This window comes from Mycobacterium sp. HUMS_12744610 (assembly GCF_041206865.1).
GTDB lineage: Bacteria > Actinomycetota > Actinomycetes > Mycobacteriales > Mycobacteriaceae > Mycobacterium > Mycobacterium servetii.
The window spans coordinates 3,423,056-3,444,687 of sequence record NZ_JBGEDP010000001.1 but is presented as its reverse complement, the minus strand read 5'-3'; the positions used below and the strand labels follow the sequence as shown (position 1 = coordinate 3,444,687).

Here is a 21,632-nt window from a genome sequence, read left to right as displayed (position 1 = left end):
CTGGTCGGGATCGGTGACCCTACCGCAGCCGCCCCTGGTGGCCGCCGAGGCGCTGGTGCGCATGCCCTACGAGGTGGCAAATGGCTACCTCTACGGGCAGGCGACGATAACGGCACAGCTGCCGGCGCCGACGGGGTACAGCTCGGCGTATGTGAACCTGCCCGTCGGGGGCTGCTGTCGGCCGCCCGTCCGATCACGGTGACCCTGGATCCCATGGAAGGCGCCGCGCCGACCGTCGTGACGTTGTCCGGCAGCGAACTGGGGGGCATCGCAACCGCTCTGTAGGGTGTGGCACTGGCGTGATCGGCCCTTGGTTGCGACGTGTGACACACGCGGGGCGAGTGCCATTGCCTGGCTTTGCGAGATGCACCTAACGTTGGTTGAGTGCAAGTCGCGCCCAGCGATCCGGACAAGGGCGAAGTCGAAGAACCGGTGACAACCGCGGCGCTCTCCACTCTTCGGCGGCTCCCTCCGGTCTCGATACAGAACGCCACCCAGTGGTTGCACACCACCAACCGCAACCCCGGGCTGGTCGGCCTGATCCGGCGGGCCCGGCGACTGCTGCCCGGCGACCCCGAGTTCGGTGACCCGTTGTCCACCGCCGGCGACGGCGGTCCCCGCGCCGCCGCACGTGCCGCCGACCGGTTGCTGGGCGATCGCGGTGCCGCGTCGCGCGAGGTCAGCCTGGGTGTGCTGCAGCTGTGGCAGGCGCTGACCGAGGCGGTTTCCCGACGGCCGGCCAATCCGGAGGTGACGCTGGTCTTCACCGACCTGGTCGGGTTCTCCGCCTGGTCGCTGCAGGCAGGCGACGACGCGGCCCTGACGCTGTTGCGGCAGGTCGCGCAGGCCATCGAGCCGCCGCTGTTGGACGCCGGCGGGCACATCGTCAAACGGTTGGGCGACGGGCTGATGGCGGTGTTCGGCGACCCGACCGTCGCCGTGCGGGCCGCGCTGGCCGCCGAAAAGGCCCTGCGATCGGTCGAGGTGGCCGGCCACACTCCGCGGATGCGGGTGGGTATTCACACCGGACGCCCGACCCGGATGGCCTCCGACTGGCTCGGCGTCGACGTCAACATCGCGGCCCGAGTTATGGAACGGGCCACCAAAGGTGGAATCATGGTGTCCGGTTCGACGTTGGACGTGATACCGCAGAGCGAACTGGACGCCTTGGGCGTCTTTGCAAAACGAGCACGTAAACCCATGTTTGCGCCCCAGCCCGCCGGGCTGCCCGCAGACTTGGCAATCTATCGCCTCAAGGCCAGTAGGGAGTTGGCAGTCTCCGATGACAGCGACGAAGCCGAATCACAGGCATAGTAGGTGTCGATGATCTACGGCATCTTGTCCCGGCTCGGCCGGATCCGGTTCACCATCGGCTACGTGGGAGTGCTGCTGACCGTCAGTTCCGCGCTGATCGTTCTGGGCCCCCAGGCGCGCGACATCATCATTCAGCGCGCCAGCACCAACCTGCACAATCTGGCCCACGGGCACCTGGGCACCCTGCTCGGCAGCGCGTTGGTCGTCGATGCGGGTCCGCTGTATTTCTGGCTGCCCTTCCTGACGTGCATGCTCGTGCTGGCCGAACTGCACCTGCGCACCATCCGGCTGGTCGTGGCGTTCGTGGTGGGCCATATCGGTGCGACGCTGCTGGTCGCCGCCGCGCTTGCCGCGGCCGTCGAACTGCGCTGGCTGCCGTTGTCGGTCACCCGGGCCAGTGACGTCGGCATGAGTTACGGTGCCCTCGCGGTCCTCGGGGCGATGACCGCGGTGATTCCCCGGCGCTGGCGGATGGCGTGGATCGGCTGGTGGGTGGCCGCGGGCATCGCCTCGGCGATCGTCGGTGGCGACTTCACCGATGCCGGCCACACCGTCGCCGTCATCCTCGGTGTGCTGGTGTCCTCCCGGTTCCGCCAACCGATCTACTGGACCCCGCTGCGCCGCATGATGCTGGTCGCGTCGACGGGCTTCGGGTTCCTGCTGCTGGCCCACCACTGGGCCACGATGGCTGCGGCGCCGGTCTTCGGTGTGCTGGGTGCGGTGCTGGCCTACAAGCTCGACCAGATGGTCACGGCGCGCAGGGCGGTGCTGGTTCCGGCAGCCGACGTCCCGCAGCCGGTTGCGTCCGGATAGCCTGCCCGCCCCGGCCGCGCGCCGCGCAACTCCAAGGGTCCCCGACCCCATCGCCTATGATCGGCACTCGGCCGGTGCCGCGCGCGGGCCGGAATAATTGGGGCGCGCCCGGCGACGATGCGGGCAACCGGACAGCCATGAGCAAGGAGTGTGTCGCCGCGTGGGTGAGCAACCCGTCGACCTGTCGCCGGAAGCGTTGGCCAAGGCGGTCACCGCCGCCCGGGAGGCCATCGCAGGCGCGGGCGACCTCGACGCGCTGGCCCGCGTCAAGACCGAACACCTCGGTGACCGTTCGCCGTTGGCGCTGGCCCGCCAGGCGCTGGCCGCCGTGCCCAAGGAGGAGCGCGCCGACGCCGGCAAGCGCGTCAACACCGCGCGCGGCGAGGCCCAGCGCAGCTACGACGACCGGCTGGCGGCGCTGCGGGCCGAGCGGGACGCGGCCGTATTGGTCGCTGAGGCCATCGACGTCACCCTGCCGTCGACGCGACAGCCGCCCGGCGCCCGGCATCCGATCACGATCCTGGCCGAGCACATCGCCGACACCTTCGTCGCCATGGGCTGGGAGGTGGCGGAGGGCCCGGAAGTCGAAACCGAGCAGTTCAACTTCGACGCCCTCAACTTCCCGGCCGACCACCCCGCCCGCAGCGAGCAGGACACCTTCTACATCGCGCCGGAGAACTCCCGGCAGTTGCTGCGCACCCACACCTCACCGGTGCAGGTGCGCACCCTGCTCGAACACGAGCTGCCCATCTACATCGTGTCGATCGGCCGCACCTTCCGCACCGACGAACTCGACGCCACCCACACCCCCGTCTTCCACCAGGTCGAGGGCCTGGCGGTGGACCGCAGCCTGACCATGGCCCACCTGCGCGGAACGCTCGACGCGTTCGCGCGCGCCGAGTTCGGCCCGTCGGCACGCACCCGGATCCGGCCGCACTTCTTCCCGTTCACCGAGCCCTCCGCCGAGGTCGACGTGTGGTTCGCCAACAGGAAGGGCGGCGCCGACTGGGTCGAGTGGGGCGGCTGCGGCATGGTGCACCCGAACGTGTTGCGGGCCGCCGGGATCGATCCGGAGGTGTACTCGGGCTTCGCGTTCGGCATGGGGCTGGAACGCACCCTGCAGTTCCGCAACGGCATCCCGGACATGCGCGACATGGTCGAGGGCGACGTCCGGTTCTCGTTGCCGTTCGGGGTGGGTGCCTGATGCGCGTTCCCTACAGTTGGCTGCGCGAGGTGGTGCAGGCCGGCGCCCCGGGCTGGGACGTCGCCCCGCGTGAGCTCGAGCAGACGCTGGTGCGCATCGGCCACGAGGTCGAGGAGGTGGCGCCCCTCGGCCCGGTCGACGGCCCGCTGACGGTGGGGCGGGTCACCGCGATCGAGGAGCTTGCCGGCTTCAAAAAACCGATCCGGGCCTGCCTGGTCGACGTCGGCGAGGATCGACCGCGTGAAATTGTCTGCGGGGCAACGAACTTCGCGGTAGGCGACCTCGTCGTGGTGGCGCTGCCCGGCGCCACCCTGCCGGGCGGCTTCGCCATCGCGGCCCGCAAGACCTACGGCCGCAGCTCCGAGGGGATGATCTGCTCGGCCGCCGAACTCGGTTTGGGCGCCGACCATTCCGGGATCCTGGTGCTGCCGCCGGGTACCGCCGAGCCGGGTGCCGGCGGCGCGGCGGTGCTGGGGCTGGACGACGTGGTCTTCCACCTGGCCATCACGCCCGACCGCGGCTACTGCATGTCGGTGCGCGGCCTGACCCGCGAGATCGCCTGCGCCTACGACCTGACGTTCGTCGACCCCGCCAGCGATGAAGTGGTCAAGCCGCTGCCGGTGGCGGGGGAGGCCTGGCCGCTGACCGTGCAGGCCGGCACCGGCGTGCGCCGGTTCGCGCTGCGCCCGGTCACCGGGATCGATCCCGCCGCCGTGTCGCCCTGGTGGCTGCAGCGCCGGCTGCTGCTGTGCGGCATCCGCGCGACCTCCCCGGCGGTGGACGTCACCAACTACGTGATGCTGGAACTGGGCCACCCGATGCACGCCCACGACCGCAACCGCATCACCGGCGGACTGGGGGTGCGCTTCGCCCATCCCGGCGAGACCGTCGTGACCCTCGACGACGTGGAGCGGCGGCTGGATCCGGCCGACGTCCTGATCGTCGACGATGCGGCGACGGCGGCCATCGGCGGTGTGATGGGCGCGGCCAGCACCGAGGTGCGCGCTGAGTCCACCGACGTGCTGCTGGAGGCGGCGGTGTGGGACCCCGCCGCGATCTCGCGGACGCAGCGCCGGCTGCACCTGCCGAGTGAGGCCGCCCGCCGGTACGAGCGCGGGGTGGACCCGGCGATCTCGGTGGCCGCGCTGGACCGCTGTGCGACGCTGCTCACCGACATCGCCGGGGGAGCGGTGTCCGACGCTTTGACGGACTGGCGTGGTGATCCGCCGTGTGAGCGCTGGTCACCACCGCCGATCCGGATCGCCGCCGACCTGCCGGACCGTGTCGCCGGCGTCGCGTACGCCCCGGGCGCGACCGCCCGGCGGCTGACCCAGATCGGGGCCCTGGTGACTGACGGTGACGGCGAGCTGACCGTGACACCGCCGAGCTGGCGGCCCGACCTGCTGCAGCCCGCCGACCTCGTCGAGGAGGTGCTGCGGCTGGAGGGTCTGGAGGCCATTCCGTCGGTGCTGCCGTCGGCGCCCGCGGGCCGCGGGCTGACCGCGGCGCAGAAGCGTCGCCGTGCGATCGGGAGGTCGCTGGCCCAGTCCGGCTATGTCGAGGTCCTGCCGACGCCCTTTCTACCGGCCGGCGTCTTCGATCTGTGGGGGCTGCCCGACGACGACCCGCGACGCGCGACCACGCACGTGCTCAACCCGCTCGAGGCCGACCGCCCGCACCTGGCGACCACGTTGTTGCCCGCTCTGCTGGAAGCGTTGGGGCGCAACGTATCTCGCGGTCTTGTCGACACCGCGCTGTTCGCCCTCGCCCAGGTGGTCCAGCCCACCGAACAGACGCGCGCCGTGGAGCTCATCCCCGTGCACCGGCGCCCGACCGACGCCGAGATCGCCCTGCTGGACGCGTCGCTGCCGCGGCAACCCCAGCACGTGGCGGCGGTGCTGACGGGTCTGCGGGAACCGCGGGGCCCGTGGGGGCCGGGTCGGCGGGTCGAGGCGGCCGACGCGTTCGAGGCGGTCCGAATCGTGTTGCGCGCCAGCGGTGTCGAGGTGACGCTGCGGGCGGCCCAACGCCTGCCGTGGCATCCCGGCCGGTGCGCCGAGGTGCTCGTCGGGGGCGCCGTCGTCGGCCACGCGGGCCAGTTGCACCCCGCCGTGGTCGAGCGGGCGGGCCTGCCCAAGGGCACCTGCGCCATGGAGTTGAACCTGGATGCGATTGCGATCGTCGACGCGTTCCCGGCGCCGAAGGTCTCGCCGTTCCCGGCCGTGTTCCAGGACGTCAGCCTGGTCGTGCCGGCCCACGTGCCGGCGGCGGCGGTCGCCGACGCGGTGCGTGCGGGCGCCGGCGAGTTGCTCGAGGACATCGCGCTGTTCGACGTCTTCACCGGCCCGCAGATCGGCGAGGACCGCAAGTCGCTGACGTTCGCGCTGCGCTTCCGGGCGCCGGATCGCACGCTCACCGAGGACGACGCCAGCGCCGCCCGCGACGCCGCGGTGCGGTGCGCCGCAGAGCGCGTCGGCGCCGAACTGCGCGCCTGATACCGCGCAGCAAAGAAGCCGGCCGCGGCCGATCACCCCTCGAATGCGGCCCTGTTGGGCAACGGATTCCGCCAACTTCCGCGTGATTACGCGCCAGTAGGAAACGGCTTCTCAGGCTCATGTCAACCGGTGCAGGACCGCTGGTCATCGTGCGAAGAGTCGAGGGAGTTCTACGTGATCGCGACGCCGGACCTGGTGCGCGGCCGCGGAACCAGGCCGGTATCCGGCCGGCGCTGGCCGCGGCGATGGCGGCCGGACCGACCAGGGCGGCCCAGGACGAGATTTCGGTCGCGGTCGCCGCGCTGTTCAGCAACGTCGGCGAGGAGTTTCAGGCGCTCACCGCCCGGGCGCTTGCCCCTGGGTCAATTCACCGGCTCGGCGCCATCGACCGCCGCCCGCGCGCGGCGCTGTCCGGCGCGATTCAGGCAGGCGCGGAGAGGGTTTCGCGGGACGTTGGCGGACTCGAGTCTCAGCTTGTGGTGCTGGGCACCGGCGGCGCGCCGGGACGGCGGCACCGCGACGGCAAACCCGTTCCCGTTGCTGAACAAGTCCGTCAACAACCAGTTCGGCTTCGGCCGGGCGATTGCCGGCGCTTCGGGTCCTGGCCTCCCGAATCTGCGCGCCGGGTTCGCCGACGCCCCGGCGACCGTTCAGGGCCTGCTGGCGTTCAACCCGGCGTCGTATCTGCAGCGGTTCGTCGGCCGGCAGATCGGCTACGCCCAGACCGTCGCGATATTCCTCCAGAGCACTGTGGTGCAGGCCGGCTTCGGGTCGCTGGTGGTGGCAAAGCCCAGGCGGCGGTGACCGACGCCGGGCGGGGCTTCCCCAACCTGTGCTTCACGGGCTTCGACACGGTCACGGGAACCGGCGGTCTCGTCACGATCACGCCCGGCGGAGCCCTGGGCGACCTGCTGCCGATCTTGTTTATCCCCGGGCAGAGGGCGCAGAACCCGCGTCGGTCACGGGAACCCCCCTCGGCGGCACCCTGCCCGGCCTGCTTAACGTCCTGCCGGCAGGTCTCGCGGCCGCGATCGGCGGGCCCGCGGCGCCGGTCATGCCTTCGCTGTCGTTGCGAGGGCCGGCGAGCGGGTCGGTATCCGCGCTTGCTCGGGCGGCGGTCATGCCCCCGGTTTCCGGCGTGGGCCGGCGACGCCAGGGCTCCTTACTTGCAAGTAATGTACTTGTGGGTAATATCAATGCTCGCTCGGACGACCGTTGGTCATCTCTTCCCGGGCAGGGCATGGAAAGCACGCACCCGCAACCGGCAGTGGTGGCCTCGGCGTGCCGTAAAACTGTATCCGACAATATTTTTCATGCTTTCGCGAGAAAATTGAGCAAATATTACCCACAAGTAGTATCTGTTGAATTACCCTCACGTCTAACAGCGGGTCGGCCGCTGGTCATGGCGCACTGAGTCAAGGAGATTGATATGTCGTTTGTGATCGCGACACCGGACCTGGTGGAGAGCGCAGCCTCCGAACTGGCCGGTATTCGTTCGTCGCTGGCCGAGGCCACGTCGACCGCGGCGTTTCCCACCACAGGGATTGCCAGCGCGGCGCAGGATGAGGTATCGCTCGCGGTCGCTTCGCTGTTCGGCAACGTCGGCCAGGAGTTTCAGGCGCTGAGCGCCCGGGCGCAGGTGTTCCATGCACAGTTCGTGGAGATGATGAACGCCGGTGCGGGTGCCTACGCGGCGGCCGAAACCGTCAACGCCGGGCAGACGCTGCTCAGCGGCGGCATCGTCGGCAACATCGGCGGAACTCTGGGCGGGTCCCTCGGCGGTGTCGAGGCGGCCGTCGGGCAATTCGGCGCGTCGATCGTTGCCGACCTGAACGGTGCCGTGGGCGCGGTGCAGGCCGATATCAGCGCGGTCTCCTCGGCCATCCTGGGTGCGCCCGCATCCGTGACGGGTGCGCTTCAGACGGGCGCGCAAGGGGTTTCGCAGGCCGTCACCGGTTTCGGGAACCAGTTCCAGGCCCTCGCCACTGGCGGTGTGCCGGGGCTGGTCACCAGCGCGAACGTCTTCGCCAACCAGATCGCGGGCCCGTACGAGGCGCTGGTCAACAACACCGTCGCCAACCTGCAGAGCATCGGGAACACGTTCATGGCCAACCCGTTCCCCTTCGCACATCAGTTGATCACCAACCAGATCGGATACGCGCAGACGATCGCCACGGCGATCGGAAACGGTCTCGTGAACCTGCCGACCGAGTTGGCCAACCTGCCGGCGACCATCCAGGCCGCCGTGCAGGGGCTTTTGTCCTTCAACCCCGTGCCCTACCTGCAGGGATTCATCAACAACACGATCACCTACACGCAGACGATCGTGACCGGCCTGACGCAAGCCGTCCTCGACCTGGGCACCGGCTTCGCCGGCTTGCCCGCGGCCTTCCAAACCGCGGCTCAGGACCTGATGGCCGGGAACTTCCAGGGCGCCCTGGACGCCATCGGGTCGGGCCTGCAGGGCATCGTCCTGCCGGGTTTCGGGCCCCTGTCGGTTCCGTTAGCTGATTTCGGGGTCGTATCCGCCGAATTCCCGATCATCCCGACCGGCTCGTTGGGCGACCTGCTGCCGGTCTTGGCCATCCCGGGGCAGCTGGCGCAGGACTTCACCAATCTGCTGCCCGCCGGCACCATCCCCGCACAGATCTCGCAGAACTTCACCAACGTGCTCTCGACGCTCACGAACTTCGGGTCGACGCTCAACTCGCAAGACCTTGCCATCACCTTCGGGCTGCCGTTGCAGCTCGTCTTCGACGGGATCGGCGCGCCGGTCAACGCGTTCAGCGCGATCGAGTCCAGTGCGGCGGCGTTCGGCGGAGCGTTGCAGGCCGGGAACGTCTCGGGCGCCATCGCCGCTGTCCTCGACGCTCCGGCGGTACTCGCCAACGGTGTCCTCAACGGGCAGACGTTGGTAGCCCTGCCGCCGCTCACCGTGGACCTCACGGGTGCGGGCTCCTTCCCGCCTATCACGCAAACGGCTCAGCTTCCTTTGGGCGGGCTGCTCACCCCGTTGAGTTCGCTTGAACTCACCGGCGGCGGAGGCCCGCTTCCGGGCACGCCGATCGGCGGCATCATCCCGGCCCTGCAGTACTGGCAGTCGCTGCTGGCCGCGGACATCACGCCGTAGCTTTCACGCAGAGGCGGGGCGTCGGTCAGCCGGCGTCCCGCTTCCTCGTCTCCAACGTGTTTCGGTCCCGGACGGGCGCGGCGCCACGGAGTTGTCGAATTTGCCGCGCACGCCCTGCGGGTGTGACTACGCTCACATTGCCTCGACGACCGTCGGGTGACCGTCGATCGAGTCGGTGGGAGACGGACATGTCGTATGTACTCGTGGCGCCGGACTCGGTCCGGGCGGCAGCGCAAGGCCTGGCGGGTCTGCACGAGTCGCTGGCCCAGGCCACGGCCTCGGCCGCGGCGCCGACCACCGGGATCGTGGCGGCAGCCGAAGACGAGGTGTCCGCCGGGATCGCGGCGGCCTTCGGCGCCTTCGGTCGGCAATACCAGTCGGTCAGCGCACAGGCGCAGGCCTTTCACGAGCAGTTCGTCGCTTTGCTGAACGCCGGCGCCGGGGCCTACCTCGGCACCGAGGCCACCAATGCCGGGCAGAACCTGCTGGGCGCGGTGAACGGCGGCGCCGGTGCGGCGCCCGCCGCCTCGCTCCTCGGCGGCACGTCGGTGGGCCGAACCGTCGGGGGAGCCCTGACCGCTGTGCAGAACGGCAGCGCGGTCTCGGTGCTCTCCGGTCAACTCGGCTCCGGCCTGCAGACCGTGTCCGGCAGCATCGCCGCCCTGACGCCCGGGCTGCTACAGGCCGGCGCGGGCACCGGCCTGGCCACCGTCGCCGCTCCGTACCAGGCGCTGTTCAACCACACGGTCGCCAACCTGCAGATCCTCAGCGGCACCTGGCTGGCCAACCCCGCGCCGTTCCTGCACCAGTGCCTGGTCAACCAGACGGGCTACGCGCAGGCGATCGCGGCGGACATCGCGTACGTCGTCCAGAACTTCCCGACGGTGCTGGCCAACCTGCCCGCCAACATCCACGCGGCGGTCCAGGCACTGCTGGCCTTCAACCCGGCGCCCTACGTCCAGCAGTTCGTCGCCAACCAGATTGCCTACACCCAGATCTGGGCCACCTCCCTGCAGAACGCCGCCCACGACTTCGGCATCGGACTGCAGCAATTGCCGACGGCCCTCCAATCGGCCTTCCAGGCCCTGGCGGCCGGTGACATCAACGGCGCGGTGAGCGACCTGCAGCAGGGCTTCGCGAATCTGTTCGTCACCGGCGTCGACGTCTCGACCACCGGAAGCTTTCCCCCTGGGCCGCTGATCGCCGACGTCCGCCTGACGGGCGCCCTGGCGGATCTGTCGCCCATCCTCGCCGTTCCGGGGATGCGGACCGAGTACCTCACCAGCCTGTTGCCGGCCGGCTCGATCCCGGCGCAGATCACCCAGAATCTGACCAACGTGCTCGACACCGTCGCGGATACCTCGCTCGTCGCGAACGTCCTGCTCAAAACGACCATCATTCCTCCGTCGGCGACGCTCTCGCTCACTGCCACCGCGGGGCTGCCGACCGCGCTCGCGCTTGATGCGATCGGGGCGCCCGTCGACGCGGCGAACGCCTTCGGGGCCAGTACCACGGCGTTCGTCGGCGCGGTGCAAACCGGCAACTGGTCGGGGGCGGCCACCGCGTTGGTCGACGCACCGGCCGTCGTCACCGACGCCTTCCTCAACGGCCAGTCGACGCTGCCCATCGCGTTCGAAGTCTCGGGCAACCCCGCGGTCCTCAACCTCCCGCTGAACGGCATCCTCGTCCCGCCCACGCCGTACACCGCGACGGTCACCGTGCCCCTCGTCGGGCCGATCACCACCGCCGTCGGCGGCACCCCGCTCAGCGGACTCGCCACCGGTTTGCTGATCTACGCGCCCGAACAACTCGCGCTGGCCATCGGCGCAGGTTAACGGCTTACCGAACGCCTGCTGCAGGCCCCCCGAGTTCACGCCGGGCAAACACATACGAGAATTATGGTTTCCGCAGACATGTGAGTGCGATCACAGTAGTCTCAAGCTTCCCAGGTTTCGCGCGGTCAACGGTGGATGGGAGAGGCAGATGTCGTTTGTGGTCGCGGCGCCAGACGTGGTGGCGACGGCAGCACAAAACCTCGCGAGCATTCATTCGACGCTGAGCCAGGCGAGCGCGACGATCGCGGCTCCCACGACGGGCGTGGTGGCCGCGGCCCAGGACGAGGTCTCGGCTTCGGTGGCGCAGCTGTTCGGCGCCTTCGGTCAGGAATACCAAGAGATCAGCGCCCAGACACAGGCGTTTCATCAGCAGTTCGTCAATTTGCTGAACTCCGGCGCGACCGCTTACGCCGCCACCGAGGCGGCCAACGTCCAGCAAACCCTGGCCGCCGCGGTGAACGCGCCCGCGAGGGCGATGTTGGCCGTCCAGTCCAGCGCCGCGGCCGCCGAACAGAACGCGGGCCAGGGCGCCATCGCGAATACGGCCGCGTCCGCCAACTCGCTCCTCGCCCCGTATGAAAGCCTGCTCGCCAATACCAACGCGAACCTGCAAAGCATCGGCACCACTTGGACATCGGTGACCGAGCCCGCCCTGGCGCAGGCGTTCACCACCCAATTCGGCAGCCCGCAGCAGCTTTTGACCTCGGTGGCGAGCGGAAACCTGCAGCCGCTCCTGGCCATCCCCGCGCGACTCGCGCTGGGCACCGCCAACGTCCTCGGCGACGTCGTCAACCCGATCTCGGTGACGGTCACGTCTTTGACGCAGACCAATGCGTCGCTGGCGATCGGGGTCGGTCTGCCAGAGCTGCTGGCGTTCGACGCGCTGGGCGCGCCGGTCAACGCAGCGCTGGCGATGCAGTCAAGCACCACAGCGTTTTTCGGTGCGCTGCAAGCCGGAAACCCGATCGGGGCGTTCACCACGCTCGTCGGCGCTCCGGCCAACATCGCCAACGCCTTCCTCAACGGCGAGGTGACGGTGCCGGTCGGGTTGCCGCTCGCCGGAGTGCCGGCGGTCGCCGAGGTTCCCTTCAGCGGTCTGCTCGCCCCGCTTCGACCCTTTTCGGCGACGGCGACACTGCAGGGTTCGTCGCTGCTGCAGACCGTCGCCATCAGCGGCCCACCCGTCGGCGGCCTCATTCCCGCGCTGGCGGAGTACACGCCCCAACTTCTTGCGATGGCGTTCGAAAGCTAAGGCGCACAACTTATTACGGACGAGGGCGTGCTGCTCCCGTGCCCGGGCGGTTCACGAAAACGAGAGTTGTCGGCAATGGCATATTGAAGGTCCATTAAGGTCGAATTTGCCTTGACGGCCATCGGATGCAGCGCTGTTACATCGATGGGGAGCAAATATGTCGTTTGTGGTGACGGTGCCGGAAGCGATCCAGGCGGCAGCCCAAGATCTGGCGGGAATCCGGTCGGTGTTGGCCGAGGCGCTTACGACCACTGCGACGCCCACGACCGGGGTGGTCCCCGCGGCCGGCGACGAGGTGTCCGCGGCCGTTGCGGCGACGTTCGGCAACTTCGGCAAGGAGTTCCAGTCCCTGAGCGCCCAGGCGCAAGCGTTCCATGCCGAGTTCGTCAACGTGATCAACGTCGGTGCCGGTGCGTACCTCAGCACGGAGTTCGCCAACGCCGAGCAGACGCTCGCGAACGCGGTCACCGCGCCCGCCCAGGCGGTGCTGGGACTCGGTGGCGCGCCGGGTCTCGGTAGCACGGCCGCGGCCGGCGCCGGCACCCCAGCTGCCGGCGGCCTGCTCGGCGGTCTCCTGGGTGGCCTCGCCGGCACGAGCAGCGGAGGCTCCGGCGGGCTGACCGGCGTGGTCGGCGGTCTTACCGGTGGCGGCGGCCTGCTGGGTGGTCTGACCGGTAGCGGTGGGCTCCTGGGTGGTCTGACCGGTAGTGGTGGCTTGCTCGGCGGTCTCACCGGTAGCAACGGGCTGCTCGGTGACCTTCTTGGCGGACTTACGGGCGGCACCGGCGGTCTCACCGGGATTCTCGGCGGGCTTGGCAACCTGGGCTCGCTCGGCAGCACCATCGGTGCGCTTCTTCCGGGGCTGCCCAATCTCCTCAGCGGCCTTGGGAACTCGTTGACAGGGCTGACGAATTCACTGCTGCCCGGGCTGGTGCACATCAACATCGGCGATGCGGGACCCTACTTCGCCGGCATCGCCGGCCCGTACGAAGAGCTCTTCTACAACACCTGGAACAACCTGCAGAACCTCGGGGCGACCTGGCTGGCCGATCCCTTCCCGTTCCTGCGCCAGTTCATCACCAACCAGATGGGCTACGCCCAGACCGTTGCGACGGCCTTCGGCAACGCTGCCCAATCCGTCGAGGCGCACGCGGCGGCCCTGCCCACGGCCTTCCAGGCGGCAGCACAGGCTTTCTCGGCCGGCAATTACTCCGCCGGGCTCAGTGATGTGGAAACCGGATTGCAGAACGTCTTCTCCGGCGTCGGGCCCACCCTGACACCGATCTCGGCCATCCCGGGCCACATCGCACAGAACATGACCAATGTCGTCCAGTTGGCGACGAACACGAGCATCACCCCCTACCTGGATGTCTCGCTTCTGCAACAAGGATTGGTCCCGCCCGTCAGCGCGACCTTGAACGACGTCGTCGGGTTACCGGTGGTGTTCGGCGTCGCCTTGTTGGGGCCGCCGGTCAGCATGCTGGAGGCGGCCGGTTCCAGCGCCGCGGCCTTCACCGCCGCGCTGCAGGCCGGGGACCCCGGGGGTGCGATCGTCGCCCTCATCGACGCGCCGGCGGTCATTGCCAACGGCTTCCTCAACGGCCAGGCGACATTCCCCTACGCGCTGAGCCTGTCGAACATCACGGGATCTGCAGTCGGCGACATAGCGAATGTGAGCGCCGTCGGCAACCTGCCGCTGGACGGGCTGCTCGTCCCGCCCGGCTACTACAGCGCGACGGTGACGATCTCCACTCTGCTCAACGGCATCGGGGTCGGCCCGGTGGTGCTCGACCTCGGCGTCGGCGGCACGCCCTTCTCCGGCCTGCTGCCCTTCCTGGTGAACTACGCGCCCGAGCAACTGGCCCAGGCGATCGGCGCATCGGCGTCACCGGCGCCACTGATCTCGCTGCCTCTCTAGACCGGGGTCCGGTTCGGTCAGATTTTCACATAGCCTATGAAAGATAGCGCCCTGGAGGGGATTTCGGCGAAGATAGCGACGAGGGTGGCGCCCTTATTCGGCGCGCGTTTGACAGGAACGGTTTCGGTTCTTCGGCAAACGGCTGCCGCTTTCGCTTCTGGTATGAGATAAATCTCACCTGATGCTCACCCGGACCGCTGATCCCAAGGGAAGGCTGCGATTTCGGTTCGTCGGCCGGCGTCGAATTCGCTGCTGAGGGGCGAGCGCCAACCTTCTGAAAACACCCGTTTTCGCTTTACCCAGGTGAGGCCCCGCTAGGCTTCGATTCACCTAGGGGTGATTCGGGCTCTTGGAGTCACATTTCGTTCATTTGTCGTGGGGAGATGGACATGTCGTTCGTTATCGCGGTGCCGGACCTCGTAGAAGCTGCAGCCCAGGATCTTGCGGGCATCCGTTCGGCCCTCGACGAGGTCGCCTCGGCGATAGCCGGCCCTACGACTGCGTTGATGCCTGCCGCCCAGGATGAGGTGTCGCAAACGATCGCATCGCTGTTCGGCGAATTCGGCCAGCAGTATCAGACCCTGAACGCTGAAGTGGCGGCCTTCCACAACGAGTTCGTCAGCACGATGAGCAGCGGCGCGGCCGCGTATGTGGGCGCTGAGGTCGCCAACAGTGCCGCGCTGTTGCAGGGCGGCGGCTCCCTGACCGCGGATCTGGGCGCCGCGCTGTCCGGGCTGGGCGCCAACATCAGCGGGGCGCTGTCGACGAGCATCAACGCGGGGCTGGCGGGCAGCATCGGCGCTGCCCTGGGCACGGCCATCGGCGCCGGGGCCAGCGGGCTCTTCCTGCAAACCGGTGGCGCCTTGCTGCAAGGCGTCGGGGCGGGCCTGGTCCAGACCGGCAACGCCATCGTGAACCTCGGCACGGCCCTGGAAAGCAGTGGCGCCGCCTTGTCGACCCTCGGCGCCGGGTTGAGCGCCCAGGCCGGGGCGGCCCTCAACACTCTGTTGAACGGCAGCTTGGCCGCCGAGCTGGGCGCGTCGTTGTCGGCCAGCCTCACCGGCGGGCTGAGCGGCCTGGCGAACCTGGGCGCCGGCCTGAACGCCGCGTTGCAGACCGGGGGATCGCTGGTCGGCAACCTGGGCGCGACGCTGAACAACTTGGGCGGGTCGTTGAGCGCGGCGCTGAATGCCGGCCTCAACGGTTCGCTGACCGGCCTGGCCAACCTGTTCGGCCTGCCGGCTTCCTTGGCCGCCAGCCTGCAGACCGGCCTCAACGGGTTGCTGAATACCGGTGGCATCTTCGCGGCCAGCCTGGGTACCGGCCTGAATGGGCTCCTGCAGACCGGGGCGTCGCTGGCCGGTGACATCGGCGCGGCGCTCAACGACCTGGGTGCCTCGCTCAACGTCGGATTGTCGGCCATGCTGAGCGGATCGCTGGCCGGCCTGGGCCCGCTGGGCGTGCTCATCGAAGCCGGTCTGAGCGGAGGCCTCAACGGGCTGCTGAACACCGGCGGGATGCTGGTGTCCGAACTGGGTGCCGGGCTGAACGGCGCGCTGCAGGCCGGCGAGTCGTTCGCGGCCAACCTGGGCGCCGCGCTCAGCGGGCTCGGTGGATCGCTGAACGCGGCGTTGCAGCTGATGCTCAGCGGCAACCTGAGCGGCCTTGGTGCGCTGCTCGGTCTGCCGGCGTCGTTGGCCGCCAGCCTCGGTGCCGGCCTCAACGGGCTGATCAACACCGGCGCGAACCTGGCGGCCAACTTCGGTGCGGGCCTGAACGGGTTGCTGCAGACCGGGGTGTCGCTGGCCGCTGACATCGGTGGGGCGCTCAACGGGCTGGGCGGCTCGCTCAGCGTGGCGCTCTCGGGTGCCCTGAGCGGGTCGCTGGCAGGTCTCGGCCCGCTGGGTGCGCTCATTCAGGCGGGCCTGACCGGTGGCCTCAACGGGCTGCTGACCACCGGCGCCGCGCTGGTCGGTGACCTCGGTGCCGGCCTGAACTCGCTGCTGCAGACCGGTGCGTCGTTCGCGGCCAACTTCGGCGCGGCGCTGTCCGATCTGGGTGGGTCGTTCAGCGCGGCGCTCCAGCTGGCCCTGAGTGGCAACCTGGCCGGCCTCGGCGCGCTGCTGGGCCTGCCGGCCTCGCTCGCGGCCAGCCTGGGCACCGGCCTGAACGGGCTCCTCAACGTCGGTGAGGCCCTGGCCGGCAACCTGGGGGCCGGGCTGAACGTCCTGGTGCAGACCGGTGCGTCGCTGGCCGGCGACATCGGCGCGGCGCTCAACGGGGTGGGCGGCTCCCTGAACGCCGCGCTGTCGGCCGCGCTGAGTGGTTCGCTGGCCGGGCTCGGTCAGCTGGGGCTGACCATCGAGTCCGGCCTGACCGGCGGGCTGTCGGTGCTGGCCAACACCGGGGCGACGCTGGCCGGCGAGCTGGGTGCGGGCCTGAACGCGCTCGTCCAGACCGGCGAGTCGTTCGCGGCCAACTTCGGTGCGGCCCTGACCGGCCTGGGTGGCTCGCTGGGCGCGGCGCTGCAGCTGGCCATCAGCGGCAACCTCTCGGGTCTTGGCGCCCTGCTGGGCCTGCCGGCCTCGCTGGCGGCCAGCCTGCAGACCGGCTTCAACGGCCTGCTCAACACCGGCGCGAATCTGGCGGCGAACCTCGGCGGGGGCCTCAACGGGCTACTGGACACCGGGGTGTCGCTGGCCGCCGACATCGGCGGGGCCCTGAACGGCCTGGGCGGCTCCCTCAACCTGGCGCTCTCGGGCCTGCTGAGTGGTTCGCTGGCCGGCCTAGGTCCGCTGGGGGCACTCCTGGAAGCCGGCCTGACCGGCGGCCTGTCGGGCCTGCTGAACACCGGCGGCATGCTGGTGACCCAGCTGGGCGCCGGCCTGAACGGGCTGCTGCAGACGGGTGCGTCGTTGGCCGGCAACTTCGGTGCGGCGCTGGGCAACCTGGGTGGGTCGTTGAGCGCGGCCCTCAACGCCAGTCTCAACGCCGGCATCACCGGGCTCAGTGGCCTGCTCGGCCTGCCGGCCTCGCTGGCCGCCAGCCTGCAGACCGGCCTGAACGGCGTGCTCAACGCCGGCGGCGCCCTGCTCAACGGCCTCGGCGGCGGCCTGAGCGCGCTGGTGCAGACCGGGGCGTCGCTGGCCGGCAACTTCGGCGCCGCGCTCAACAACCTGGGTGTGTCGCTGAACGCGGCGCTGTCGCTCGGCCTGAGCGGTTCGCTGGCGGGTCTGGGCCCGCTGGGTGCGCTGATCGAGGCGGGGCTCAGCGGCGGCCTGAACGGCCTGCTGAACACCGGCGGGATGCTGGCGACCGAGCTGGGTACCGGCCTCAACGGCCTGCTGCAGACGGGCGCATCGCTGGCGGGCAACTTCGGTGCGGTACTGGGCAACCTGGGTGCGTCGCTGAGCGCGGGCCTGAACGCCAGTCTCAACGCCGGCATCACTGGGCTCAGTGGCCTGCTCGGCCTGCCGGCCTCGCTGGCGGCCAGCCTGCAGACCGGCCTGAACGGCGTGCTCAACGCCGGCGGCGCCCTGCTCAACGGCCTGGGCGCCGGGTTCAACGGTCTGCTGCAGACCGGGCTTTCGCTGGGCGGTGACTTCGGCGCGGCCCTCTCAGGCCTGGGCGGCTCGCTGAACGCGGCCCTGTCGCTCGCCCTCAGCGGTTCGTTGGCCGGGCTGGGCCCGCTGGGCGCGGCCCTGAGTGGCGCCCTCAGCGGCGGCCTGTCGGATCTGTTGAACACCGGCGCCACCTTGGCCACCACCCTGGGCGCCGGGCTCAACGGCTTGCTGCAGACAGGGGCGTCGTTCGCGGCCAACCTCGGTGGTGCCCTGTCCGGGCTCGGCGGGTCGCTGAGCGCGGCGCTGCAGTTGGCGATCAGCGGCAACCTTTCCGGTCTGAGCGCCCTGCTGGGTCTGCCGGCCTCGCTGGTAGCCAGCCTGCAGACCGGCTTCACCGGCCTGCTCAACACGGGCGCGATGCTGGGCGCCGAGCTCGGCGGCGGATTGAACGCGCTGTTGCAGACCGGCGCCAACCTCGGGGCCATCTGGGCCAACGCCGCGGCGCAGATCAGCGCCGCGCTGACCAACGCGCTGGCCGCCAGCCTCGGCGTGACGTTCCCGAACCTGTTCCAGACCGGTGTGGCCCTGGCGACCACCCTGGGTGCCGGGCTGAACGGGCTGCTGCAGACCGGCGCCTCGCTCGCCGCCGACGTCGGCGGCGCGCTGAACGGCCTGGGTGGCTCCCTGAGTCTGGCCGTCTCGGCCGGGCTGAGCGGCTCGCTGGCGGGCCTGGGCCCGCTGGGCGTGGCCATCGAGACCGGCCTCAGCGGCGGCTTCTCCGGCCTGGCCAACCTGGGCGGGACGCTGGCCGCCGAGCTGGGGACCGGCCTCAACGGGTTGATCCAGACAGGCGAGGCGTTCGCGGCCAATTTCGGTGCGGCGCTGGGCAATCTGGGTGGGTCGTTCGGTGCGGCGCTGCAGTTGGCGCTGAGTGGCAACCTGGCGGGCCTGGGTGGTCTGCTGGGTCTGCCGGCCTCGCTGGCGGCGAGCCTGCAGACGGGTCTCAACGGGCTGGTCAACACCGGTGCGACGTTGGCCACCTCGCTGGGGGCCGGCCTCAACGCCGCCCTGCAGACCGGGGCGTCGCTGGCCGCCGACATCGGTGGGGCGCTCAACGGGTTGGGTGGTTCGCTCGGTGTGGCGTTGTCGGGCATGTTGAGCGGGTCGCTGGCGGGCCTGGGCCCGCTGGGCGCGGTCATCGAGGCGGGTTTGACCGGCGGCCTCAACGGGTTGGTCAACACCGGTGCGACGCTGCTGAATTCGTTCGGGGCGGGTCTCAACGGGTTGATCCAGACCGGGGAGTCGTTCGCGGCCAACTTCGGTGCGGCGCTGGGCAATCTGGGTGGGTCGTTCGGTGCGGCGCTGCAGTTGGCGCTCAGCGGCAACCTGGCGGGTCTGAGTGGTCTGCTGGGTCTGCCCGCGTCGCTGGCGGCGAGCCTGCAGACGGGTCTGAACGGGCTGGTCAACACCGGCGCGACTCTGGCCACCTCGCTGGGGGCCGGCCTCAACGCCGCCCTGCAGACCGGTGCCTCGCTGGCCGGCGACATCGGCGGGGCGCTCAGCGGCTTCGGCGCCTCGCTGGGCGGGGCCCTGTCGCTCGCCCTGAGCGGTTCACTGGCCGGTCTCGGCCCGCTGGGCGCGCTGATCCAGGCGGGTCTGAGCGGCGGCCTCAACGGCCTGCTCAACACCGGCGCGACGCTGGCCACCTCGCTGGGTGCCGGGCTGAACGGGTTGATCCAGACGGGCGAGGCGTTCGCGGCCAATTTCGGTGCGGCGCTGGGCAATCTGGGTGGGTCGTTCGGTGCGGCGCTGCAGTTGGCGCTGAGTGGCAACCTGGCGGGTCTGAGTGGTCTGCTGGGTCTGCCGGCCTCGCTGGCGGCGAGCCTGCAGACGGGTCTGAACGGGTTGATCACCACGGGTGCGAACCTGGCGGCGACCCTTGGTGGTGGGCTCAACGGTGTGCTGCAGACCGGGGCGTCGCTGGCCGCCGACATCGGTGGGGCGCTCAACGGGTTGGGTGGTTCGCTCGGTGTGGCGTTGTCGGGCATGTTGAGCGGGTCGCTGGCGGGCCTGGGCCCGCTGGGCGCGGTCATCGAGGCGGGTTTGACCGGCGGCCTCAACGGGTTGGTCAACACCGGTGCGACGCTGCTGAATTCGTTCGGGGCGGGTCTCAACGGGTTGATCCAGACCGGGGAGTCGTTCGCGGCCAACTTCGGTGCGGCGCTGGGCAATCTGGGTGGGTCGTTCGGTGCGGCGCTGCAGTTGGCGCTCAGCGGCAACCTGGCGGGCCTGAGCGCGCTGCTGGGCCTGCCGGCCTCGCTGGCCGCCACCCTGCAGACCGGCTTCAACGGCCTGGCCAACGTCGGCGGAGCCCTCGCGGGCAACCTCGGTGCCGGACTCAACGTGCTGGTACACACCGCCGAGGGCCTGGCCACCGACATCGGTGTGGCACTCAACGGCCTCGGCGGTTCGGTAGGCGCGAACCTTTACGCCGCCCTGAACGCGTCGCTGGCGGGTCTCGGCCCGCTAGGGCTGGCCATCGAAGGCGGCCTGACCGGCGGGCTGTCGGGCCTGGCCAACCTGGGTGGCACCCTGGCCAGCACGCTGGGTGCCGGGCTGAACGGGTTGATCCAGACGGGCGAGGCGTTCGCGGCCAATTTCGGTGCGGCGCTGGGCAATCTGGGTGGGTCGTTCGGTGCGGCGCTGCAGTTGGCGCTCAGTGGCAACCTGGCGGGTCTGAGTGGTCTGCTGGGTCTGCCGGCCTCGCTGGCGGCGAGCCTGCAGACGGGTCTGAACGGGTTGATCACCACGGGTGCGAACCTGGCGGCGACCCTTGGTGGTGGGCTCAACGGTGTGCTGCAGACCGGGGCGTCGCTGGCCGGCGACATCGGTGGGGCGCTCAACGGGTTGGGTGGTTCGCTCGGTGTGGCGTTGTCGGGCATGTTGAGCGGGTCGCTGGCGGGCCTGGGCCCGCTGGGCGCGCTGATCCAGGCGGGTCTGACCGGCGGCCTCAACGGGTTGGTCAACACCGGTGCGACGCTGCTGAATTCGTTCGGGGCGGGTCTCAACGGGTTGATCCAGACTGGGGAGTCGTTCGCGGCCAACTTCGGTGCGGCGCTGGGCAATCTGGGTGGGTCGTTCGGTGCGGCGCTGCAGTTGGCGCTCAGCGGCAACCTGGCGGGCCTGAGCGCGCTGCTGGGCCTGCCCGCCTCGCTGGCGGCCAGCCTGCAGACCGGCCTGAACTCGCTGATCAACACCGGGGCGAACCTGGCGGCCAACCTCGGTGGCAGCCTGAACGGGCTGCTGCAGACCGGGGTCGCGCTGACCGGCAGCCTCGGCGCCGCCCTCAACGGGTTCGGTGCCTCACTGAACGCCGCCCTGTCGCTGGCCCTGAACGGCTCGCTGGCGGGCCTCGGTCCGCTGGAGGCGGCCATCCAGGCCGGTCTGAGCGGCGGCCTCAACGGCCTGCTCAACCTCGGTGGCACCCTGGCCGCCGACCTCGGTGGGGGCATCAACGCCCTCATCCAGACCGGCGAGAACCTGGCCGCCAGCCTGGGCGCGCTGCTCAACACCAACCTGGCGTTGACGATCAACGCCGCCCTGGCCGCCAGCCTGGGCGCCGCCCTGAGCGGACTGGCCAACGCCGGGGGAGCCCTGACGGCCGGCCTGCGCGGCGGCCTGACGGGCCTGCTCAGCACCACCGCAAACCTGGTCAGCGGGTTGGGTGGGGCGCTGTACGGCCTGGGGCAGACGGGTGGCGCCATCGCGAACATCTGGGTGGACACCACCGCGGCCATCGCCACCGAACTCGGCGACGCTCTCGGCGCGACCGTGGGCGTGGCCTTCCCGGGGGTGTTCCAGACGGCCGAGTCCCTGGCCGTCGACCTCGGCGGTGCCCTCAACGGGCTCGCCCAGACCGGCGGCACCGTCGTGGGCTCGCTGGAGGCCGCCCTGAACGACCTGGGCGCCTCCTTGGAGGCCAGCCTGCAGGCCAGCCTCGGCATCAGCGTCGCCGCGTAAGGGCTGCCAGAACCCGACAACGAAGTGGTGCCGGGCTCCTAACGGAGTCCGGCACCACTTTGTGTCAGGGCAACATTCCGGAGCGTCA

At 70.2% G+C, this 21,632-nt stretch carries 11 protein-coding genes and 1 pseudogene; all 12 read left to right on the top strand.

The annotated features are described in order from the left end of the window. Window positions 1-13 precede the first annotated feature (13 nt). Window positions 14-202: a hypothetical protein gene (locus tag AB8998_RS16775; protein WP_369738886.1), complete on the top strand. Its 189-nt coding sequence runs from the start codon at window positions 14-16 to the stop codon at window positions 200-202. A 182-nt stretch (window positions 203-384) separates the two neighbouring features. Then, on the top strand, window positions 385-1,314 hold the full coding sequence (locus tag AB8998_RS16770) for an adenylate/guanylate cyclase domain-containing protein (RefSeq protein ID WP_369738885.1): 930 nt from the start codon (window positions 385-387) through the stop codon (window positions 1,312-1,314). A 9-nt stretch (window positions 1,315-1,323) separates the two neighbouring features. Beyond that, a complete protein-coding gene (locus AB8998_RS16765; RefSeq protein ID WP_369738884.1) occupies window positions 1,324-2,127 on the top strand; it encodes a rhomboid-like protein in 804 nt (267 codons plus the stop codon). Between the two features lie 160 nt (window positions 2,128-2,287). Then, window positions 2,288-3,331: a phenylalanine--tRNA ligase subunit alpha gene (gene pheS / locus AB8998_RS16760; protein WP_369738883.1), complete on the top strand. Its 1,044-nt coding sequence runs from the start codon at window positions 2,288-2,290 to the stop codon at window positions 3,329-3,331. Then, window positions 3,331-5,826 (top strand): phenylalanine--tRNA ligase subunit beta, encoded by a 2,496-nt coding sequence (gene pheT / locus AB8998_RS16755; protein ID WP_369738882.1) that lies wholly within the window; start codon window positions 3,331-3,333, stop codon window positions 5,824-5,826. Before pheS ends, pheT begins: the two co-directional genes overlap by 1 nt. A 119-nt stretch (window positions 5,827-5,945) precedes the next feature. Next, a pseudogene (locus tag AB8998_RS16750) lies at window positions 5,946-6,167 on the top strand (PE family protein); the annotation flags it as partial. A 112-nt stretch (window positions 6,168-6,279) separates the two neighbouring features. Beyond that, the gene (locus AB8998_RS16745) at window positions 6,280-6,630 is read left to right on the top strand and encodes a hypothetical protein (RefSeq protein ID WP_369741836.1); all 351 of its coding nucleotides are present in this window, start codon (window positions 6,280-6,282) and stop codon (window positions 6,628-6,630) included. A gap of 625 nt (window positions 6,631-7,255) precedes the next feature. Beyond that, on the top strand, window positions 7,256-8,956 hold the full coding sequence (locus tag AB8998_RS16740) for a PE family protein (protein WP_369738881.1): 1,701 nt from the start codon (window positions 7,256-7,258) through the stop codon (window positions 8,954-8,956). Between the two features lie 188 nt (window positions 8,957-9,144). Further along, window positions 9,145-10,791 carry a PE family protein gene (locus tag AB8998_RS16735; RefSeq protein ID WP_369738880.1) on the top strand — a complete coding sequence of 549 codons (1,647 nt, stop codon included), beginning with the start codon at window positions 9,145-9,147 and terminating at the stop codon, window positions 10,789-10,791. Between the two features lie 148 nt (window positions 10,792-10,939). Next, complete coding sequence (locus AB8998_RS16730; protein ID WP_369738879.1) at window positions 10,940-12,043, top strand: PE family protein; 1,104 nt, start codon at window positions 10,940-10,942, stop codon at window positions 12,041-12,043. A gap of 157 nt (window positions 12,044-12,200) precedes the next feature. Beyond that, the gene (locus AB8998_RS16725; RefSeq protein WP_369738878.1) at window positions 12,201-13,961 is read left to right on the top strand and encodes a PE family protein; all 1,761 of its coding nucleotides are present in this window, start codon (window positions 12,201-12,203) and stop codon (window positions 13,959-13,961) included. Window positions 13,962-14,350: 389 nt separating this feature from the next. Beyond that, a complete protein-coding gene (locus AB8998_RS16720; protein ID WP_369738877.1) occupies window positions 14,351-21,544 on the top strand; it encodes a PE domain-containing protein in 7,194 nt (2,397 codons plus the stop codon). The last annotated feature ends 88 nt before the right edge of the window (window positions 21,545-21,632 follow it).